Origin of the sequence: Paenarthrobacter sp. RAF54_2 (assembly GCF_052113945.1) — a bacterium.
GTDB lineage: Bacteria > Actinomycetota > Actinomycetes > Actinomycetales > Micrococcaceae > Arthrobacter.
This window is the reverse complement of sequence record NZ_JBFRDV010000005.1, coordinates 144,074-160,290: the sequence shown is the minus strand read 5'-3', so window position 1 is coordinate 160,290 and position 16,217 is coordinate 144,074. Positions and strand designations below refer to the sequence as shown.

General features: G+C 61.8%; 17 protein-coding genes. 9 read left to right on the top strand and 8 right to left on the bottom strand.

Translation table 11 applies throughout. The features are described 5' to 3' along the window. Positions 1-47: 47 nt before the first annotated feature. Complete coding sequence (locus AB4Y87_RS06180) at positions 48-686, bottom strand: TetR/AcrR family transcriptional regulator (protein ID WP_442003534.1); 639 nt, start codon at positions 684-686, stop codon at positions 48-50. 51 nt (positions 687-737) lie between these two features. Here AB4Y87_RS06180 and AB4Y87_RS06175 point away from each other — a divergent pair, with 51 nt between their 5' ends. Continuing rightward, entirely contained in the window at positions 738-1,610 is an 873-nt protein-coding gene (locus AB4Y87_RS06175; protein WP_442003533.1) for a nuclear transport factor 2 family protein, read from the top strand. A gap of 36 nt (positions 1,611-1,646) precedes the next feature. On the opposite strand, the gene AB4Y87_RS06170 is transcribed toward AB4Y87_RS06175, so the two are convergent. Both AB4Y87_RS06170 and AB4Y87_RS06165 read right to left on the bottom strand, forming a co-directional pair. Then, positions 1,647-2,456 carry a class I SAM-dependent methyltransferase gene (locus tag AB4Y87_RS06170; RefSeq protein ID WP_442003532.1) on the bottom strand — a complete coding sequence of 270 codons (810 nt, stop codon included), beginning with the start codon at positions 2,454-2,456 and terminating at the stop codon, positions 1,647-1,649. Positions 2,457-2,475: 19 nt separating this feature from the next. After that, positions 2,476-2,859, bottom strand: coding sequence for a DUF7793 family protein (locus tag AB4Y87_RS06165; protein WP_442003531.1), 384 nt, complete (start codon positions 2,857-2,859; stop codon positions 2,476-2,478). Positions 2,860-3,099: 240 nt separating this feature from the next. Here AB4Y87_RS06165 and AB4Y87_RS06160 point away from each other — a divergent pair, with 240 nt between their 5' ends. Continuing rightward, on the top strand, positions 3,100-4,743 hold the full coding sequence (locus AB4Y87_RS06160; RefSeq protein WP_442003530.1) for an ATP-binding protein: 1,644 nt from the start codon (positions 3,100-3,102) through the stop codon (positions 4,741-4,743). 269 nt (positions 4,744-5,012) lie between these two features. Here the strand turns inward: AB4Y87_RS06160 and AB4Y87_RS06155 are convergent, their stop codons facing one another. Next, on the bottom strand, positions 5,013-5,186 hold the full coding sequence (locus AB4Y87_RS06155) for a hypothetical protein (protein WP_224088709.1): 174 nt from the start codon (positions 5,184-5,186) through the stop codon (positions 5,013-5,015). A gap of 105 nt (positions 5,187-5,291) precedes the next feature. On the opposite strand from AB4Y87_RS06155, the gene AB4Y87_RS06150 reads away from it, so the two are divergent. Continuing rightward, the gene (locus AB4Y87_RS06150; protein WP_442003529.1) at positions 5,292-6,344 is read left to right on the top strand and encodes a hypothetical protein; all 1,053 of its coding nucleotides are present in this window, start codon (positions 5,292-5,294) and stop codon (positions 6,342-6,344) included. Positions 6,345-6,346: 2 nt separating this feature from the next. Further along, complete coding sequence (locus tag AB4Y87_RS06145; RefSeq protein ID WP_442003528.1) at positions 6,347-7,903, top strand: putative bifunctional diguanylate cyclase/phosphodiesterase; 1,557 nt, start codon at positions 6,347-6,349, stop codon at positions 7,901-7,903. Between the two features lie 53 nt (positions 7,904-7,956). Here AB4Y87_RS06145 and AB4Y87_RS06140 read toward each other — a convergent pair whose 3' ends face one another. Beyond that, a complete protein-coding gene (locus tag AB4Y87_RS06140; RefSeq protein WP_442003527.1) occupies positions 7,957-8,520 on the bottom strand; it encodes a GNAT family N-acetyltransferase in 564 nt (187 codons plus the stop codon). Between the two features lie 119 nt (positions 8,521-8,639). Between AB4Y87_RS06140 and AB4Y87_RS06135 the strand changes: the two genes are divergently transcribed. The 3 genes from AB4Y87_RS06135 to AB4Y87_RS06125 are packed head-to-tail and all read left to right on the top strand — an operon-like array spanning position 8,640 to position 11,122. Beyond that, a complete protein-coding gene (locus AB4Y87_RS06135) occupies positions 8,640-9,107 on the top strand; it encodes a hotdog fold thioesterase (protein WP_224088717.1) in 468 nt (155 codons plus the stop codon). 9 nt (positions 9,108-9,116) lie between these two features. Further along, positions 9,117-10,466: a phenylacetate--CoA ligase PaaK gene (gene paaK / locus AB4Y87_RS06130; RefSeq protein WP_442003526.1), complete on the top strand. Its 1,350-nt coding sequence runs from the start codon at positions 9,117-9,119 to the stop codon at positions 10,464-10,466. Positions 10,467-10,519: 53 nt separating this feature from the next. Further along, the gene (locus AB4Y87_RS06125) at positions 10,520-11,122 is read left to right on the top strand and encodes a TetR/AcrR family transcriptional regulator (protein ID WP_442003525.1); all 603 of its coding nucleotides are present in this window, start codon (positions 10,520-10,522) and stop codon (positions 11,120-11,122) included. Positions 11,123-11,161: 39 nt separating this feature from the next. Here the strand turns inward: AB4Y87_RS06125 and AB4Y87_RS06120 are convergent, their stop codons facing one another. Then, a complete protein-coding gene (locus tag AB4Y87_RS06120; protein ID WP_442003524.1) occupies positions 11,162-12,172 on the bottom strand; it encodes a transporter in 1,011 nt (336 codons plus the stop codon). Between the two features lie 113 nt (positions 12,173-12,285). Here AB4Y87_RS06120 and AB4Y87_RS06115 point away from each other — a divergent pair, with 113 nt between their 5' ends. After that, on the top strand, positions 12,286-12,855 hold the full coding sequence (locus tag AB4Y87_RS06115) for a TetR/AcrR family transcriptional regulator (RefSeq protein WP_442003523.1): 570 nt from the start codon (positions 12,286-12,288) through the stop codon (positions 12,853-12,855). 31 nt (positions 12,856-12,886) lie between these two features. Here the strand turns inward: AB4Y87_RS06115 and AB4Y87_RS06110 are convergent, their stop codons facing one another. Further along, complete coding sequence (locus tag AB4Y87_RS06110) at positions 12,887-13,414, bottom strand: mismatch-specific DNA-glycosylase (protein WP_442003522.1); 528 nt, start codon at positions 13,412-13,414, stop codon at positions 12,887-12,889. Positions 13,415-13,546: 132 nt separating this feature from the next. On the opposite strand from AB4Y87_RS06110, the gene AB4Y87_RS06105 reads away from it, so the two are divergent. Further along, positions 13,547-13,954 (top strand): VOC family protein, encoded by a 408-nt coding sequence (locus AB4Y87_RS06105; RefSeq protein WP_442003521.1) that lies wholly within the window; start codon positions 13,547-13,549, stop codon positions 13,952-13,954. Between the two features lie 129 nt (positions 13,955-14,083). Here AB4Y87_RS06105 and paaZ read toward each other — a convergent pair whose 3' ends face one another. After that, a complete protein-coding gene (gene paaZ / locus AB4Y87_RS06100; protein ID WP_442003520.1) occupies positions 14,084-16,183 on the bottom strand; it encodes a phenylacetic acid degradation bifunctional protein PaaZ in 2,100 nt (699 codons plus the stop codon). Between the last annotated feature and the right edge of the window lie 34 nt (positions 16,184-16,217).

Here is a 16,217-nt window from a genome sequence, read left to right as displayed (position 1 = left end):
ATGAGCCCTGCAGATAGCTGGGATAGTTGGCCGGGCTCAAGTAGCGGTTAGTGCCGGACGAGCATGCTGATCCACATCGCGGCAAGCCAGTCCGAGAACCGTTCGTCGCTCCATCCGCGCTGGCCCACGAACCGGGTCCAGAGTGTGCCGTCCATGGTCGCGAACAGCACGTCGCGACATTCCTCCTCCGTGACGCCAAGCTGCCCGGTGGCCGCCGCAGCGTGTGCGTAGCGCGTTGCCACATCCAGGCGGCGGTCCGCCCATTCGGTGAGCATGGCGACGGCGTCGGGCTCGCTCGCTGCTGCTCCCGTGAGGGCCTCAAGGAGAGGGGCAATCCGCCGATTGCTCGCGCTCACGAATGCGGCGTGGCGTCGGATCCTGGCTGGCAGGTCCGGTTCGGTCAGGATGGCCTGCATTTCGGCCCTGTCATAGAGGGTCACGTCCGCCTCGTCGCCGCGGAAATCGACATACCAAACGTGCCGGAGCAGCGCGGCTTTCGTGCGGTACGTCGCGTAGACAGTTTCGACGGCGACGCCGGCCCGTTCAGCGACCTGCTTGACCGTGGTCTGCCCGTATCCCTGCGAGATAAACAGCTCGTTCGCCGCCGTGATGATGCTTCGTCGTGTTTCCGCAGCCTGCTGTTGGCGGCGGGTGGAATCGTACGACCTCTTGATTTTTGCGCCCATTGGGTACAGTATAACAGTATTCAAAACAGTCTCACTGTAATGGAGTTGGTCATGTCTACTGAGACCGATGCTTTCCTCACTGAAATAGTTCCCCAACAACAGGCCGCGGACAGTGCAATCCACGACGGCGACGCCGGCCCCCGCCTCGCGCTGTGGTCCAAGAACGACCCGCTGACGCTCTTCGGTGCGAGCCTAAGTGGCAGCGGCCGGGCGGAGCTTGAGCCCATGTTCCACAACGTCGCCTCGTGGTTTTCGCACTCGGATTCGTTCGATCTTGAGATCATCGCGGCCGGTGTAAGCGGGGACCTCGCCTACACGGTCGGCTACGAGCACAGCACCACCACCGTTGAGGGCACTCCCAGGAAATACAGCTTGCGGGTGACCCACGCCTACCGTCGTGAAGACGGCGCCTGGCGGATAGTGCATCGTCACGCGGATTTTCCAACGGCAGAGGCCAGCGTTCCGTTGCCCCCTGGTCGGGCTGATCCAATGACGGGCGAGCAACCGGTCATGGGTAAGGAGACCGAGGCCTTCCTCGCCGAGATCCTGCCGAAGCAGCGGGACATGACTGTGGCCCTGCACAAGGGCGACGTCACAGCACGCATCGCCTTGTGGTCGCACGCTGACCCCACCACCCTGTTCGGTGCGCACATCTCCGGAGCGGGCTGGAACGATCTGGAGCCCAAGTTCCGCCAGGAAGCCCGACGATTCGAAGGCGCCACCGGGTTCGAGTTCGAGGTTGTCGCGGCCGCTGCCAGCGGAAGCCTCGCATACATCGTTGGGTTGGAGCACAGCCACGCCGTTGTTGATGGGGTCCCGGCCGACTACACGATGCGAACAACGCACGTCTACCGCCGCGAGGACGGCGCCTGGCGGATCGTTCACCGGCACTCGGACCTTATTCCAGTTCAACGGTCCCGGTGACCACAGTGCCACCCTTTGTGGTGGCGGGCGTGGACCTTAGTCCTGGCGGGCCCGGAGCAAGGCGAAGTACCCCGGAATGAGATCCGGATCTGACGGGTTGCTCAGCGGCCGGGTCTCGATACTCGTCGCACCCTCCTCCAAAAGATTCCACTCCGCCGTCGGGAACGCCTTGGCGCGCTGGGCGGCGCCGAAGCGGCCCGGCATCGGCAAGCCCTTGATGGCCCACTCCAAGGGGGCAGGAATGGAGTCGCGGGTGGCTCCCAGGTGGCTGACGTAATCCACGGGGGTGCCTGGAAAGTTGGTTTCGGCCAGGAAAACGCTGCCGCGGGTCCCAACGACGGGCAGCAGGTTTGCGGCCAGAGCTGCCCTTCCTTTGGAATCGAGGACGTGCAGTACGCCCCGGATGAACACGTTGGCATCGCCTGCCCAGCCCGCAGCTTCAAGGGCCGTCACGACAGTCCGCGCAGCGTCAGGTGCCGTCATATCGCACACGGCGAATGACGCCGTCGTGACGTCCGCTGACTCTTGCCGGGCGCGATCTACGGCGTTCGCGGAGTAATCGAGCCCAAGGGCGTGCGGGAAATGATCGGCCAGCAGACGCGTGAAGCTGCCGTTGCCACACCCCACATCCACCACGGGAAGGGACTGATCCATCCGGGCGAATTTGGGCAGGTAGCCCTCAAGTTCATGAGAGCTGCCCGAATCCCACAACACATCCCCGGCGGCCCCGGTGGTCCGGACGCTGCCCCAGTAGCGATCCCACGCAGTGAGCGGGTCCTTGGGCGCCGCCGAGGAAAGCCTGATCAGGCGGGGAATCAGCAGGTATTTCCGGAGCGCGGAGAGCATGCTCCAAATATATGTGGCGCTATTGCTCTTTCAGCCAAAGCAGGGCTTCTGTTTCTGAAGTAAAGAACCTCGTGGGGCACGGGGGTTTCATGATGCCAATGAAGAAGTTGGCGATGACCCGGTCCACGGGGGACGAACCCCAGAGGGCGATACTTGAGGCCTGGCAGGGTTTGGCGAACACTGAACGGGCGCCCCGGGTGACGTCAGCCGTGGTAGCCATATCCACGATCATCGGGTGGCGCGCTTCGCCGCAGATCTCGTTGACCCGATCCATCGCCCTTTGCGCGTCCGCCTCCTGGATCCTGGATCCGCGCGGCCACGTTAGCCGCAGGATTCCCGTGTCTTCGAGTTCCAGCTCGAACGTCACCTCTTGGTGGTCCTGCGGTGTGGCTGGCTGGTTCACAGATCTCCTTGGAATTTCCTTACGGACGGCAGGAGGACCAAGCCTCCCCCTGGGCTTTCACCCTCTAGGCTGTCGAATCGGGCGCCGAATGTAAAGGCTATCTTCCCCGACGCAATGCCTTCCCCGGCGACGCAAATGAGCATCAAATGCCTCTGCAGGGCCGAAGCCCGCGGTGGCGCTGATAGTGTGTTGCCAAATCTGGAATTACGGTGGAACGAACGTTGTAACGGAGGGGGCTCAGTGGGTAAGAACGGGGCCGATGTGCAGCACGTTTCCCGCTCCGCCTTCGTGGCGGATTCAGACGCTGATCGTTTGGCCTTAACAAAGGCTGCGCTCAAGGCCGCAGGGTTCGAAGTTTTCGCCGCTGCAGACACCGCTTCCATGGCCGCGCGGCTGGAAGCCGGTATTCCCGCTGTAGTGGTGTTGGAAAACTCCCTGGCACATGGTCTTCGCAGTCCCGGTGTTCCTGTGCTGCTGCTCCTCAACGCCGGCGAATCGGTGGACCTCGAAGAAGCCCAAGCGTGGGGCGTCGTGGACTATGTGATCAACCCGGTGCGTGCCGATGAACTTGTTTACCGCGTTGAAACCTTGATCGGCAGGTCCCGGGAGCGTGCACGGTCCCGGGGAGAGGTAGAAGCCCTCAGGGAGAGCCTTCGGAACGTCTCATCCGCCATCCGGCAAACCAACGATCCCCAACTGATTGCCGACCACGTGGTGAGAGGTTTCGGCGAAGCCCTCGGCATGGACCACGTTTGGTTTGCTACCTTCCGGGACGAACGCGTTCCCTCAATCCGTGCCCAATGGAACCGCCCGGGCACGCCGATGCTTCCCGCCAGGTTGGGCGAGAGCGAGAACCTGATCGTAGAGGCAGCCAACAGGCTATGGGCCGAAGCTGACGTTCTTGCTGTGACCGATCACCGAACGCAACCGGAATCCAGGATTACCCAAGCGCTGAAGGACTGGTCCTGCGAGCTCAACCCGGTCTCGTCAGTTTTGCTGCCTGTCGGCGAAGGTGGTGCGGCCTTAGGCATCATCCTCCTCAGCACGGTGGAGGAACGGCACGATTGGACCCGGCCTGAGATCGCATTGATGCAGCACGTGGCCGGCAATGTGGCGCACGGACTCATTCAGGGCCACCTCATCAGCGCCCAGCAACGGGTACTGCACCAGCTCAGGCAGTTGGACAAGGCCAAGACTGACTTCCTGGCAACCGTCAACCATGAACTCCGGACCCCCCTGACCTCGATCACGGCCTACCTGGACATGATCAGGGATGGTTCGGGCGGCCCGGTTCCTGAGGGCATCAGCAAGATGCTGGACGTGATCGCAAGGAACTCCGACAGGCTCCGCCGGCTCATCGAGGACATGTTGACGGTGTCCATGCAGGACGGAAGCAACCTGGACCTCAAACCTGTGGACATCGCCAAGCTTCTCCAAGTAGTGGTGGCCACGCTGCGGCCTTTGGCCGAGTCACGGCACGTCGCTGTGTCCTTCACAGAGGGAACCGAGGACGTGGAGGTCACCGCCGATGAAGCCAAGCTGGAACAGGTCTTCACCAACATCGTGGCCAATGCCATCAAGTTCACCCCGGCAGGTGGACGGGTGGGCATCACGAGTTCGATGTTCGCATCGGCAGACGGTGGCCGTGCAGCATTGGTCAAAGTGGCGGACACAGGCTTGGGCATCCCCGAACACGATCTTCCCCACATCTTCACGCGGTTCTACCGTGCCTCCAACGCCACGGCAGCTGCTGTTCCCGGAAGCGGCCTGGGGCTGGCGATCGCCCAGGACATCATCAGCCGCCATATGGGACGGATGATCTTCGACTCCAAGCTGGGCTCCGGGACTACGGTGTCCGTTGAATTGCCGGTTGGTGGTCCATAAGGGCGGCTTTGGTGACCCCGAAGGGCCCCGTTTAGTGCCCCGTACCAGCCAGTTGACCGCCCGCAATTATCAGTTGACTGCCCCCTCCTTGGCACTTGACGCCCTCATGGCGTCCTGTCCCCCTCCATGACACACTGGTCAACGGCTGCCCTGAAAGCTGACCCGCAAAGTCACTAATCTGCGACACAATCCGCAACAAAACTGATGCCCCGAGCAAAAGCCCAGGGCATCAGTTTGAGTCATCTGGCCTTGAGAGGCGCTCCCCCAATTTAGTTCGGCCACCAACCTATGGTGGTGGTATTCGTTTTGGTGGTTGTGCTGTTCGGCCACCAGCCGATTGCCGTACTGTTGCTATCCTGCGAAGGCTCGGCGTTAGCCGGAGCAGCCAGCCCCGTTACTGCCAGAACTGCTGCCATGAGCAGTGTTGCCGCAAATTTCTTCATCCGCTGTGCCCTTTCATACTGATGCGAATTACCGGTGTGACTTGAAAAAGGTCACGAGGCAAACTATACGAGCTTTTCTTCGCTATGGACATGGATAATGGGCACATGCAGAGTCCACAATTAACGCCTCATCTTGTAGCCGGACTCAATGCGCGCGCCAAATGGAAAGAACGTCACTTTGAAGAGGCCTTTCGCTTAGCCGGTGAAGCTGCACATCTTGCCATTGATGCCGGCGATGAACTGTCTTGGTGGAACATGCGTTACTTGCAGGCGGAATGCCTCCGGGACCAAGGCCGGATCGAGGAATATCTGGCATTGGCACTGGAACTGAATGATCACGAACTCACGGCCTCCTCGCCTGAGCTTGGCGCCAAAGCCGGGACCATGGTTGCCGTTGCCCTCCAAGGTCTGGGGCGTCTGGCCGAGGCCGCCGCCATGGCTGCGGATGCCGCCAAACTGGCTGCCCGCGACGCGGACTTGGTGTATGTGCAGATCCTGGCGCAGCGTGCGCTCATTGCCTCCCTTGCCGAAAGCCGGCTGCTGGACGATGCCTGGCGTGAATGCTTGGAGCTGGAATCCCTGCTGACCGAAGACATCGACGAAGACACAGCGGGCAAGGGCTATTGGGTGATCGGGAACGTTGCCTTCCTGGCAAACCGGGTTGAAGATGGCAGCCGGTACCACGATCTTGCTTCCGAACGGCTGTCCCCATCCAAGGACGTGGACTTGTGGGCACGCTTCAATCGCGCCTCGGCGGAAATGCGGCTTCAGGCCCGGCTGAGTGATGCCGCTACCCTGCGATGCATCGAGAGGGCCGAGCTCGCCACAGACATCGTGGGCGGTTCCGAGAGGGACCATTTGGAAATGTCCTTGGTCCGCGCCCACTGGAACTATCTCAACGGCGATATGCAGGAAGCCCTCACCATCCTTGAGCCCTTGTGTGCCCGGTCTTCCATCCTGGCCACCCAAACCTCTGCAGAGTCGCACTTCCTCTTGGCCAGGACTTTGCTCGCACTGGGCCGGCGGGAAGAAGCCGTCGCGACTTTCAGCGAAACCGCAAACCTTTTCGACCAGGCCGCCCTCCCTGATCGCAGCTCGGCCGTTCGTGCGTACCTCCGGGATATGGTTGATCAGCGAGGCGAACCGCACGGGGAGTGACCATGTCCGAGGAAAACTCGAATGCCGCACCAGATCCACGTCTGGGATTGCTGCTGGATGGCATCGTCAGGCTTGCCGCGGGAGACCTGAACACCAGGATTGAAATCTCAGATGCCCGCGACGAGATCGACGCCGTGATCATGGGCACCAACCTCCTTGCCGAGGACCTCCAGATTATCTATGAAGAGCTGGAGCAGCGGGTGGCAGACCGCACCCGGCAGCTGCACGAGGCCCACCGCGAAATGCAGCACATGGCCATGACGGATCCCCTCACAGGCCTTCACAACCGCTCTGCCTTCTCCACCGCGCTCGCGGAATCCCAGGCCAGAGGCCCCAATGGCAATCAACGGCCGGCCATCCTGCTGATGGACATGAACGGCTTCAAGGGCGTCAATGATTCCCTGGGCCACACCATTGGAGACAAAGTGCTGGAAACGGTGGCAGCCCGCATCAGTGCTGCCGTCCGCGAGGAGGACATGGTTGCCCGCATGGGCGGCGACGAATTCGCAATCCTGCTGCAGGACGTTACCCCGGCGAAGGCGGCGTCCATCGGTAATCGGATCCTGGCTGCATTGGACGGGACCATGGAGATCGACGGCCAACACGTACGGTGCGGCGCCAGCATGGGCCTTCGGATGGCAGATCCCGGCAAGAGTGCCGAGGAACTGATGATGGAAGCGGACATCGCCATGTACGAATCCAAGGCTGATGGTCGCGGCAAATTGAAGGTCTTTGATACCGACATGCTCCTTGCCCGGCAACTGCGCAACCAACTCGTGGGTGAGCTCAAAGAAGCGATCGCCGGTTCGCAGCTGGTGCTCTACTACCAGCCCATCATCCGCTTGGACACCCGCGGAATTGAAGGCGTCGAGGCCCTGGTCCGTTGGAAACACCCCACCCGCGGCATGATCATGCCGGATGAGTTCATTCCCATTGCCGAGGAAACGGGAATGATCTCCGATCTGGGCGGGTGGGTGCTGCGCACCGCCGTCGAGCAGTTGCAGCGGTGGCGCAGCGACCCCTTGACGGGGCGCCACGACTTCAACATGCRCATCAACGTGTCCGCCGCTGACCTCCAGCGTTTGGAGTTCGTGGAGGACGTACGCGAAGCCCTGACTTCGGCCGGGCTGGACCCGTCGCTGCTGGTTCTGGAGCTGACCGAGAGCGCCGTCATTCAAGGGAACGACCTTGACCGGTACACGCTGAACAGTCTTCGGCGGCTGGGTGTCGAGATGGAGATCGACGATTTCGGCACCGGATACTCCTCCATCGATTACCTCCGCCGTTTGCCCGTGCACGCCGTCAAGGTGGACAGAACGCTCCTCACGGCCCTCGGCAGCGATCCCGCGCAGCCCGCCCTCCTCGCGGCAGTCCTGCAGCTCATACGTGCGTGCGGCCTCGGTGCTGTGTGGGAGGGAATCGAAACAGCGGAGCAGGCAGACTTCCTGCTCAGCATTGGGTGCACCAGCGGGCAGGGCTACTACTTCAGCCGGCCACTGCCGGAGGCACAACTGACCGAACAGCTGAAGCACCACAAGACCTGGCCGATCCAGGATTAAACGCGCGACGGCGGTGGGCTGGCTTTAGGCTGCACCACGAGTTGGCCGGGACGTCAGGATCCCTTTTGGCGCGCGCGCCATTCGGAGTCGAGGATGGCATAGATATTTTCAGTGGCCCACTGGCCTTTGTAGTGCCAGTTGTCCACCAGGGTAGCCTCCAAGCGCATGCCTAAGCGTTTGCATATACCGGCGGAGCCAGTGTTGAGCGCATCGAGTTTCGCGTCTATGCGGTGGAAGTTCAAGTGGCCGAATGCCAATTTCATGACAGCTTCAGCCGCCTCCGTCGCTATTCCCTGACCCCTGCCCTCGGGGTGGAGGATCCAGCCAAGCTCAGCCTGGCCTGTTCCCTCCAGCCATTTCAGGACGATCTCACCCATAAGTCCCGGACGGTCCTGGCGTTCAATGGCGAGGCAGGCCCAGTCGCCTTCATGCTTGAACTGTGCATTGGCGTAGCGGCCCAGAACCTCCATGGACTGCGTCTTGGTCAGTTCATTGCGGAACAGGTATCGGGCGGTCTCCGGCAGCGACTGATAGGCGTGGAACCGTTCAAGATCCTCAGCCTGGAAGCGCCGCAGTATGAGTCGTTCGGTCATGATCGGAAGCTCAATTTCGGGCATGTCTTCGAGGCTACTAGGCGCCTCCAAATCCTCGCCCAAGCTTTGTCCAGTCTTGACAGTTGGCCGGATCTGGGATTACCTAATGAACATTCGGTAAATAAAGCTGGAGGCAATGACGCATGGTTGAAACAACCCTCTCCGGTGCAACGCACCACATCCTGACGAACGACTACGCGTCTGAATGGATGGGCATTGAGGTCCTTAAGATCGACGACGGCCATGCCACCATCCGCATGCACCTCCGCCAGGAAATGCTCAACGGATTTGGAATGGCCCATGGCGGAATGATCTTCGCCTTCGCGGACACCGCCTTCGCACTGGCCTGCAACCCGGCAAACCCCACGCCAAAGCAAGCTGCCAACATCACGGTGGCGTCCGGCGTCGACATCAACTTCATCAAGCCGGCGTTCGAAGGCCAGGTGATTACCGCCGTCGCAAACCGTCGCGCGAGTACCGGCCGCAGCGGCCTCTACGACATCCAGATCTACGCGGCTTCACCAGGCGCCGCGGGCGCCACACCCGATCCAGATCCCGGAGAACTCATTGCAGAGTTCCGGGGCCGCAGCCGCACCATCTCCAAGAAGTAGGAACTCCAGATGACCCAGAACACCGTCGCCGCGCCCGCGTCGTCCACCTCCGAGGCAACCGCGCCCGTCCTGGACCGTGAAGAAACGATGTCCCGCGACGAGCTCGAAGCACTCCAGCTCAACCGCCTGCAGCACACCGTGGCTTATGCCTACGATCGCGTGCCGCTGTACAAGCGCAAGTTCGATGAAGCAGGCGTGCACCCGACCGACCTCCGCGAGTTGAGCGACCTCGGCAAGTTCCCGTACACCACCAAGGAAGACCTCCGACTGGAGTATCCGTTTGGCATGTTCGCGGTCCCGCAGCACGAGGTTGCCCGCATCCACGCGAGCTCCGGCACCACCGGCCGCCCCACCGTGGTGGGCTACACCAAGAACGACCTCGCCAACTGGGCAACGCTGGTGGCCCGTTGCCTGCGCGCCTCCGGCGTCCGCCCTGGAATGAAGGTCCACAACGCCTATGGTTACGGCCTCTTCACCGGCGGCCTCGGTGCACACGCCGGCGCCGAAGCGCTGGGCTGCACGGTCATCCCGATGTCCGGCGGCCAGACCGAACGCCAGATCCAGCTCATCCAGGACTTCAAGCCGGACGCCATCCTGGCCACCCCCACATACCTGCTGACGATCGCCGACGCCATGGCGCATCAAGGCATCGACCCCACCTCCACGTCACTGAAGTACGCCGTGCTGGGCGCCGAGCCGTGGACCGAAGAGATGCGCCACGAACTCGAAACCACCATGAACATCAAGGCCTGCGACATCTACGGGCTCTCCGAAGTCATGGGCCCGGGCGTCGCTGGCGAGTCTGTTGAAACGCAAGATGGCTGCCACATCTGGGAGGATCATTTCCGGCCCGAAATCATCGATCCGTTTGATCACTCGACAGTCCTCGGCGACGGCGAACCCGGCGAACTGGTCTTCACGTCGCTGACCAAGGAAGCACTGCCGATCATCCGCTACCGCACCAAGGACCTCACCCGCCTGCTCCCCGGCACCGCCCGCCCCGCGCACCGCCGCATGGGCCGCATCACCGGCCGCAGCGACGACATGATCATCCTGCGCGGCGTGAACCTTTTCCCCTCCCAGATCGAGGAAATCGCCCTGCGCATCCCCGAGCTCAGCCCGCACTTCCAGCTCGAAATCACCCGCCCCGAGGGCAAGCGCATGGATTCTCTGACCGTGAAGATCGAACGGCGCGAAAACGTCCCCGCAGAGTCAAGCACGACGGCGGCCCGTACCTTGCGCGAGCAGATCAAGATTCACGTGGGGTCTTCTTGCGTAGTTGACGTTGTAGAGCCCGGCTCCCTTGAGCGTTCCAATGGGAAGCTCCGCCGGATCTACGACCTTCGGCCGAAGGGCTGACATGCGGCGTCGCTGAACGGCAGCCCGTCTAGAGATCGTGAGAAAATGCCACCATGCCTACTGAGACAACCACCAAGCGCGGACGGCCCGGTTACGACCAGCAGTCGGTGCTCCGCATCGCCGTCGACGTCTTCAATCGCCACGGGTACGATGCTACGTCCATGGGCATCCTGGCCGAGAACCTCGGGATCTCCAAGTCAGCCATCTACCACCACGTGCCGTCCAAGGGCGATCTTCTGAAGCTCGCCCTGGACCATGCCCTCGGCGGCTTGGAGGCCATCCTGGACGAGCCTGCCGCCACCTCCGGGGCGGCAGATGCTCGGCTGGAGTTCGTGCTTCGGCAGACCATTGCGGTGCTGGTGGACAGGCTGCCATTCGTCACGTTGCTGCTGCGCCTGCGCGGAAATACCGAGATCGAACGCGACGCGCTGGAACGTCGCCGCGCCTTCGACCACAAGGTTGCCGCGCTCATCGCCGCTGCCCGGCAGGACGGCTCCCTGCGACAGGACATCGATCCCCGCACGGTCACCCGGCTCCTGTTCGGCACTATCAATTCGATCGTGGAGTGGTACAAGCCAGGCGGCTCCCTCTCCCCCGAGAAACTTGCCGACGACGTCATCACCATGGCCTTCGACGGCCTCCACACCGCCGCCTGATCCTCTCTCACATCCGGACGCGTTTCCCCGGATGCTCTCTCACATCCGGACCGGTTTCCCCGTTTCCTCTCTCACCCTTTGTCGCCGGGCCGTGGCGGCGAGGCGGAAAAACATTGCGATCGATTTTGCCCCAACCAGCACAACGGCAGTCGTCACGATCGCGAGCACTCCAATCGTCATGGCCTCCCAGGCAGCCGGTTTGCCCAGGTGCAACCACGTGATGGCAAGTGCGGCGACGCTCGCCAAGGGGAACGTAAACGACCAGAAGCCCAGGGAGAACGGCAAGGCCCGATAGCGCCGCAACAGGGTTAGCTGGATCAAAACCATCAACACCGTTATCGCCGTCAATCCCTCGAACATATAGTCTGGTCGACCCCCCGAAATGGCAAGCCATGCGGCCGCCGCAACCGCCGGCGGAGCGATCATGATTGCCAAGGTCGGAGTAAGCGAGTCCGGCATCGTAGGCCGAAGCGCGAGTCGCAGGAAGAAAAACACAGAGATCACGAGCCAGAAGAAGAGGCCGACGGCGAAACTTCCGACGGCGAGCCAGTCAAGTCCCGTCTGTCTTGCGGTGAGCGCACCCACAAAACCTGCCGCGCTGGTAGGGAGGAAGTAGCCGCCATGTACGGATTCAAGTGGCAACTCGCCGCGCATCCAGAAGTTCAAAATCCATGCGGCGAACGCGGCTGCAACGGCAATGAAAACACCGGTCACAACGGTTCCGGCTAAAGGAATGGTGCGGTGCAGCCCCGCCCCAATCAACATGGCTGCAATCGGAAGCAAGGCGGCGAGCGGGCCCTGCGCGAAGTGCTTGAGCTGATCAGAGAGCGACTGTTCCGTGCGCCTCCCGCGATGGACGTGCACCGCGATGGTCCAAAGCCAGGCAATGGCCGCGATCAGCCAGAATGCTTGCGCAAGTTCGATCGGGGCTTGGAAGGACGAGGTCGCCGCCGACCAAACTTGTGCAAGGCCCGCCAAACCAAGCGGTATAGCGAGCGTATTCAGAGGGACACGGGTACGAGGGGAAGGCGCTGAGGCGGTCTTCTCCAAGGGCGGATGTATAGACAATGGGTTCCCGTTTCTAACAACGTAGAGGGTCGGACAAGTGCTCAACAGCGATTTTTGACCTAGAAGTACAATATCATGGGCGCTACGCTGTTCCCATGGGTAGACCGATGCAATTTGAGGCTGGTGAGGCTGTCAACAGAGCGATGGACTTGTTCTGGCGCCAAGGGTATGCCGGCACAACGCCGCAGGAGTTGGCCACCGAGCTGGGAATCGGCAAGGGCAGCCTGTACAACACGTTTGAGAGCAAACATGCCTTGTTTCTGCGTGCCCTTCGGCGCTACAGCGAGGCCAGAGTCGAGTACCTAACGGGCATGTTTGTAGCTCCCGGACTAATCCGACCGCGTCTCAAACAGGCACTCATGGCACTGGCGGGCGTGGGCGAGCATCAACGCGGTTGTGTCATGGTCAATGCTGCGGCGGAGCTCGGCGCAGCCGACGCCGGGGTGAATCAGATTGCGAACGAGATGTTCTCTCAGATCGAAGCCGTGTTCCGGCAAGCAATTGTGCAAGGACAAGAGTCTGGAGAATTCCGCGCCGATCAGGTCCCCGAAACTGTTGCCAGCCAACTCGTTGCTTCCGTCATCGGGCTAAGCGTCTTGGTCAAAACAGGCGGGCCCGCCGAGAGGTTCAGCAACATTATCGACGGACTCATTGACGGACTGTGACGACTACCGGAAGGTTTCCGGCTGGCGTTTGCTATGCCGGATCTGCAAGGGGTTCGATGCCAGCCGCAACAGCGACTTCACGGTAGGCGTCGGCGAGATCAGCAAGGCTCGCATGCCTGTTCAAGCCACTTGGATTCGGGAGCACCCAAACCGGGGCACCTCCAAGCGAATCGGGCTGTCGTCCCCAGGCCGCCCGCGGCCGGGCGAAAGCAGTCCGGTAGGCGCTGATTCCCAAAACTGCCACTATTGCTGGGGCGATAAGTTCAACTCGCGCAGATAGTGCCTTGGCTCCGGCAAGGAGTTGCTCGGGCGTGAGTTCATCCGCGCGCGCCGAAGCTCCCGCAACTATGGACGTGATTCCAACGCCCCGGTCCAGCAGATGGTTGAGATCTTCGCGACGGAAACCTGCCGAGGCATCTATCCGGCGATCGACAATGCCGGCACGGAATAGCGCTGGATAGAAGCGATTGCTGCCGCCACCGAAATGCGCCTGTACTGCAACAGCACGCAGGCCAGGATTGATGCCGACGAACAGGAGCCTCGTCTGGTCCGAAACCAAATCGGGCAGGGTTCGGCCCCGAAACGCATCTAGCGCAGACCTGCTAAATCCCATCGTTCAACCTTAGGACATGATTCGTAGGATCCTTCCGGAGCCGCCGAGCGTAAAATTTTCAGCGTAGGAGGTGGCCAAATGCATCTAGCCCTTAACACAGCCACAACCGTCCTGCCTGTCGATGACCTGAGCCGCGCACGAGAGTTCTACGCTGAAAAGCTCGGCCTTCCGCATCGCGGCAGGACCTGGGATGGAAATGATCTATTTGGCAACGACGGCGGCCCCATGCTGCAGTTGTTGCCGGTCACGGACGGTAAGCACTCTGGTCATACCGCCCTGAGCTTTGAGGTCGAGAACATCGAGCGAACTGTTGCGGAGATGGAGGCCCAAGGCGTCAAGTTCCAGGATTACGACGAGCCTGATCTCAAGACCGATAACCACATTTGCACCACGGACGCCGAGAAGTGCGCTTGGTTCATGGATACCGAAAACAATGTTCTGTGCATCCACGAGACCCTTGGCCAACAGGCCGAATACCAGCTGTAACCGGCCCCTTAAGGCAAAGCGCGTCCCCTACGTGGGGACGCGCTTCGTCGTTATGTGAGAGAACAACCGGCCCAGGGCACGATTATCTGAGAGAAGATCCGGTAAAAAGCGTCGGGATGTGAGAGAAGGTTACTTCTCCACGAGGGTCAGGACATCGTAGGTGGCTACGATTTCGTCGTTCTGGTTGGTGAGCACGGCGTCCCACGCAACCTCGCCGTATTCGTCAGTCTCACGCGGGGTGATCTTCTTGGCGGTCAACGTGACGCGGATGGAGTCCCCGGCTGCCACAGGCGTGATGAAGCGCAGGTTCTCCAAGCCATAGTTTGCCAGGACGGGACCTGGCGCGGGCTCCACGAACAACCCGGCAGCCCAGCTCAGGAGCAGGTAGCCGTGGGCAACGATGCCGGGGAAGAACGGGTTGGCCTCGGCTGCTTCCTGGTTGGTGTGTGCATAGAACGTATCGCCCGTGGAGTTGGCGAAGGCCGTGATGTCCTCGAGGGACACCTGGCGCAGATCGGAGCGAACGGCGTCGCCGATCCTCAGCGTCGAGAGGTGCTTCCGGAAGGGGTGCTCGCCTTCGGTTTCCACGGTGAAGTTGCGGTCGGCGCCCGTGTGCCACTGACCGGTAACGGCGGTGAGCATGTTCGGCGAGCCCTGGATGGCGGTGCGCTGCATGTGGTGCAGGACCGAGCGGATACCGCCCAGCTCCTCGCCGCCACCTGCGCGGCCAGGACCACCGTGGACCAGGTGAGGTACGGGTGAGCCGTGTCCGGTGGAGGACCGCGCGTCCTCGCGGTTGAGTATGTGGACGCGGCCGTGATGCGCTGCGATTCCGAGCACCAGCTCCTGCGCCACCGAAGGATCGTTGGTGCACACGGACGCCACCAATGAACCCGAGCCGCGGGCTGCGAGGCGGATGGCATCGGCAAGATCCGAGTATCCGATCACCGAGGAGACGGGGCCGAAAGCTTCAAGGGAGTGGACTTCTTCGGCTTCCGCGTCGGCCCAGTTGAGGAGTACTGGAGACATGAAAGCCCCGTCTTCCACGACACCCACGGTGCCCCCGACTGAGGTGACCGACGGCGAATCGAGGGATCCGTACGCAAGCTCACCACCGGCGTCGAGCATTGACTGGACTGCCGCGCGGACGTCGGCGAGCTGCTCCAGCGAAGCCAGGGCGCCCATGGTGACGCCTTCGGCGCGAGGATCGCCTACGACCACACGCTCGTTAATGCGCGCACCAATGGCCGCGGAGACGTCGGAAATCAGCTCCTGCGGGACGATCACACGGCGGATGGCGGTGCACTTCTGGCCGGCTTTGACAGTCATTTCGGTGACGACGGCCCGGATAAACGCGTCGAATTCCGGAGTGCCGGGAACGGAGTCGGGACCAAGGATCGCGGCGTTCAGGGAGTCGGTCTCACAGGTGAAGCGAACGCCACCCTGGACCACATTACGGTGGGCCTTCAGCGAATTCGCGGTAGACGCCGAACCCGTGAAGGAGACGAGGTCGCGGAAATCCAGTTCGTCCAGGATGGTCCGGGCGGAGCCGGATATCAGCTGAAGGGATCCCGCGGGCAGGATGCCGGACTCGACGATCGCCTTGACCGCGGCCGCCGCAACGTAGCCCGTGGGCGTGGCCGGCTTGACGATGGTGGGAACGCCGGCGAGGAATGCGGGCGCGAACTTCTCCAGCATGCCCCAGACCGGGAAATTGAAGGCGTTGATCTGCACCGCGACGCCGGGGATGCGTGTGTAGATGTGCTCACCGGCGAACGAACCATCCTTGGACAGCACCTCCATCGGCCCATCCACCACAACCTGCGAGTTGGGCAGTTCACGGCGACCCTTGGACCCAAACGTGAAGAGAACGCCGATGCCGCCATCGATGTCGATCATGTTGTCGATCTTGGTAGCGCCGGACTGCGACGAGGACTCGTACAGCTCTTCACGCCGGCCATTGAGGTACATGGCAAGCTCTTTGAGCTTGAGCGCACGCTGGTGGAAGGTCAGCTTTCCAAGTTCCGTTTGGCCGGTGGTGCGGCCGTAATTTACGACGGCGGCAAGGTCCAGCCCGTCGGTGCTGACGTTGGCCAGGACTTCTCCGGTGCTGGCATCACGGACCGGGACGGTTTTGGCGTCAGGAGCCGGCGTCCACCAGGCATCCTGGACGTAGCTGGGGACGGTTGCAACGGCTGTGGTTTCCGGGGCGACTGCGGTAGTGGTCATCGTCGACGGGTCCTTCCAAGGCACGTGAAATCGG

Coding starts and splice junctions, on each gene's coding strand:
- AB4Y87_RS06180 (WP_442003534.1), bottom strand. CDS start 686: ATGGGCGCAAAAATCAAGAGGTCGTACGATTCCACCCGCCGCCAACAG.
- AB4Y87_RS06175 (WP_442003533.1), top strand. CDS start 738: ATGTCTACTGAGACCGATGCTTTCCTCACTGAAATAGTTCCCCAACAA.
- AB4Y87_RS06170 (WP_442003532.1), bottom strand. CDS start 2,456: ATGCTCTCCGCGCTCCGGAAATACCTGCTGATTCCCCGCCTGATCAGG.
- AB4Y87_RS06155 (WP_224088709.1), bottom strand. CDS start 5,186: ATGAAGAAATTTGCGGCAACACTGCTCATGGCAGCAGTTCTGGCAGTA.
- AB4Y87_RS06150 (WP_442003529.1), top strand. CDS start 5,292: ATGCAGAGTCCACAATTAACGCCTCATCTTGTAGCCGGACTCAATGCG.
- AB4Y87_RS06140 (WP_442003527.1), bottom strand. CDS start 8,520: ATGCCCGAAATTGAGCTTCCGATCATGACCGAACGACTCATACTGCGG.
- AB4Y87_RS06135 (WP_224088717.1), top strand. CDS start 8,640: ATGGTTGAAACAACCCTCTCCGGTGCAACGCACCACATCCTGACGAAC.
- paaK (WP_442003526.1), top strand. CDS start 9,117: ATGACCCAGAACACCGTCGCCGCGCCCGCGTCGTCCACCTCCGAGGCA.
- AB4Y87_RS06125 (WP_442003525.1), top strand. CDS start 10,520: ATGCCTACTGAGACAACCACCAAGCGCGGACGGCCCGGTTACGACCAG.
- AB4Y87_RS06115 (WP_442003523.1), top strand. CDS start 12,286: ATGGGTAGACCGATGCAATTTGAGGCTGGTGAGGCTGTCAACAGAGCG.
- AB4Y87_RS06105 (WP_442003521.1), top strand. CDS start 13,547: ATGCATCTAGCCCTTAACACAGCCACAACCGTCCTGCCTGTCGATGAC.
- paaZ (WP_442003520.1), bottom strand. CDS start 16,183: ATGACCACTACCGCAGTCGCCCCGGAAACCACAGCCGTTGCAACCGTC.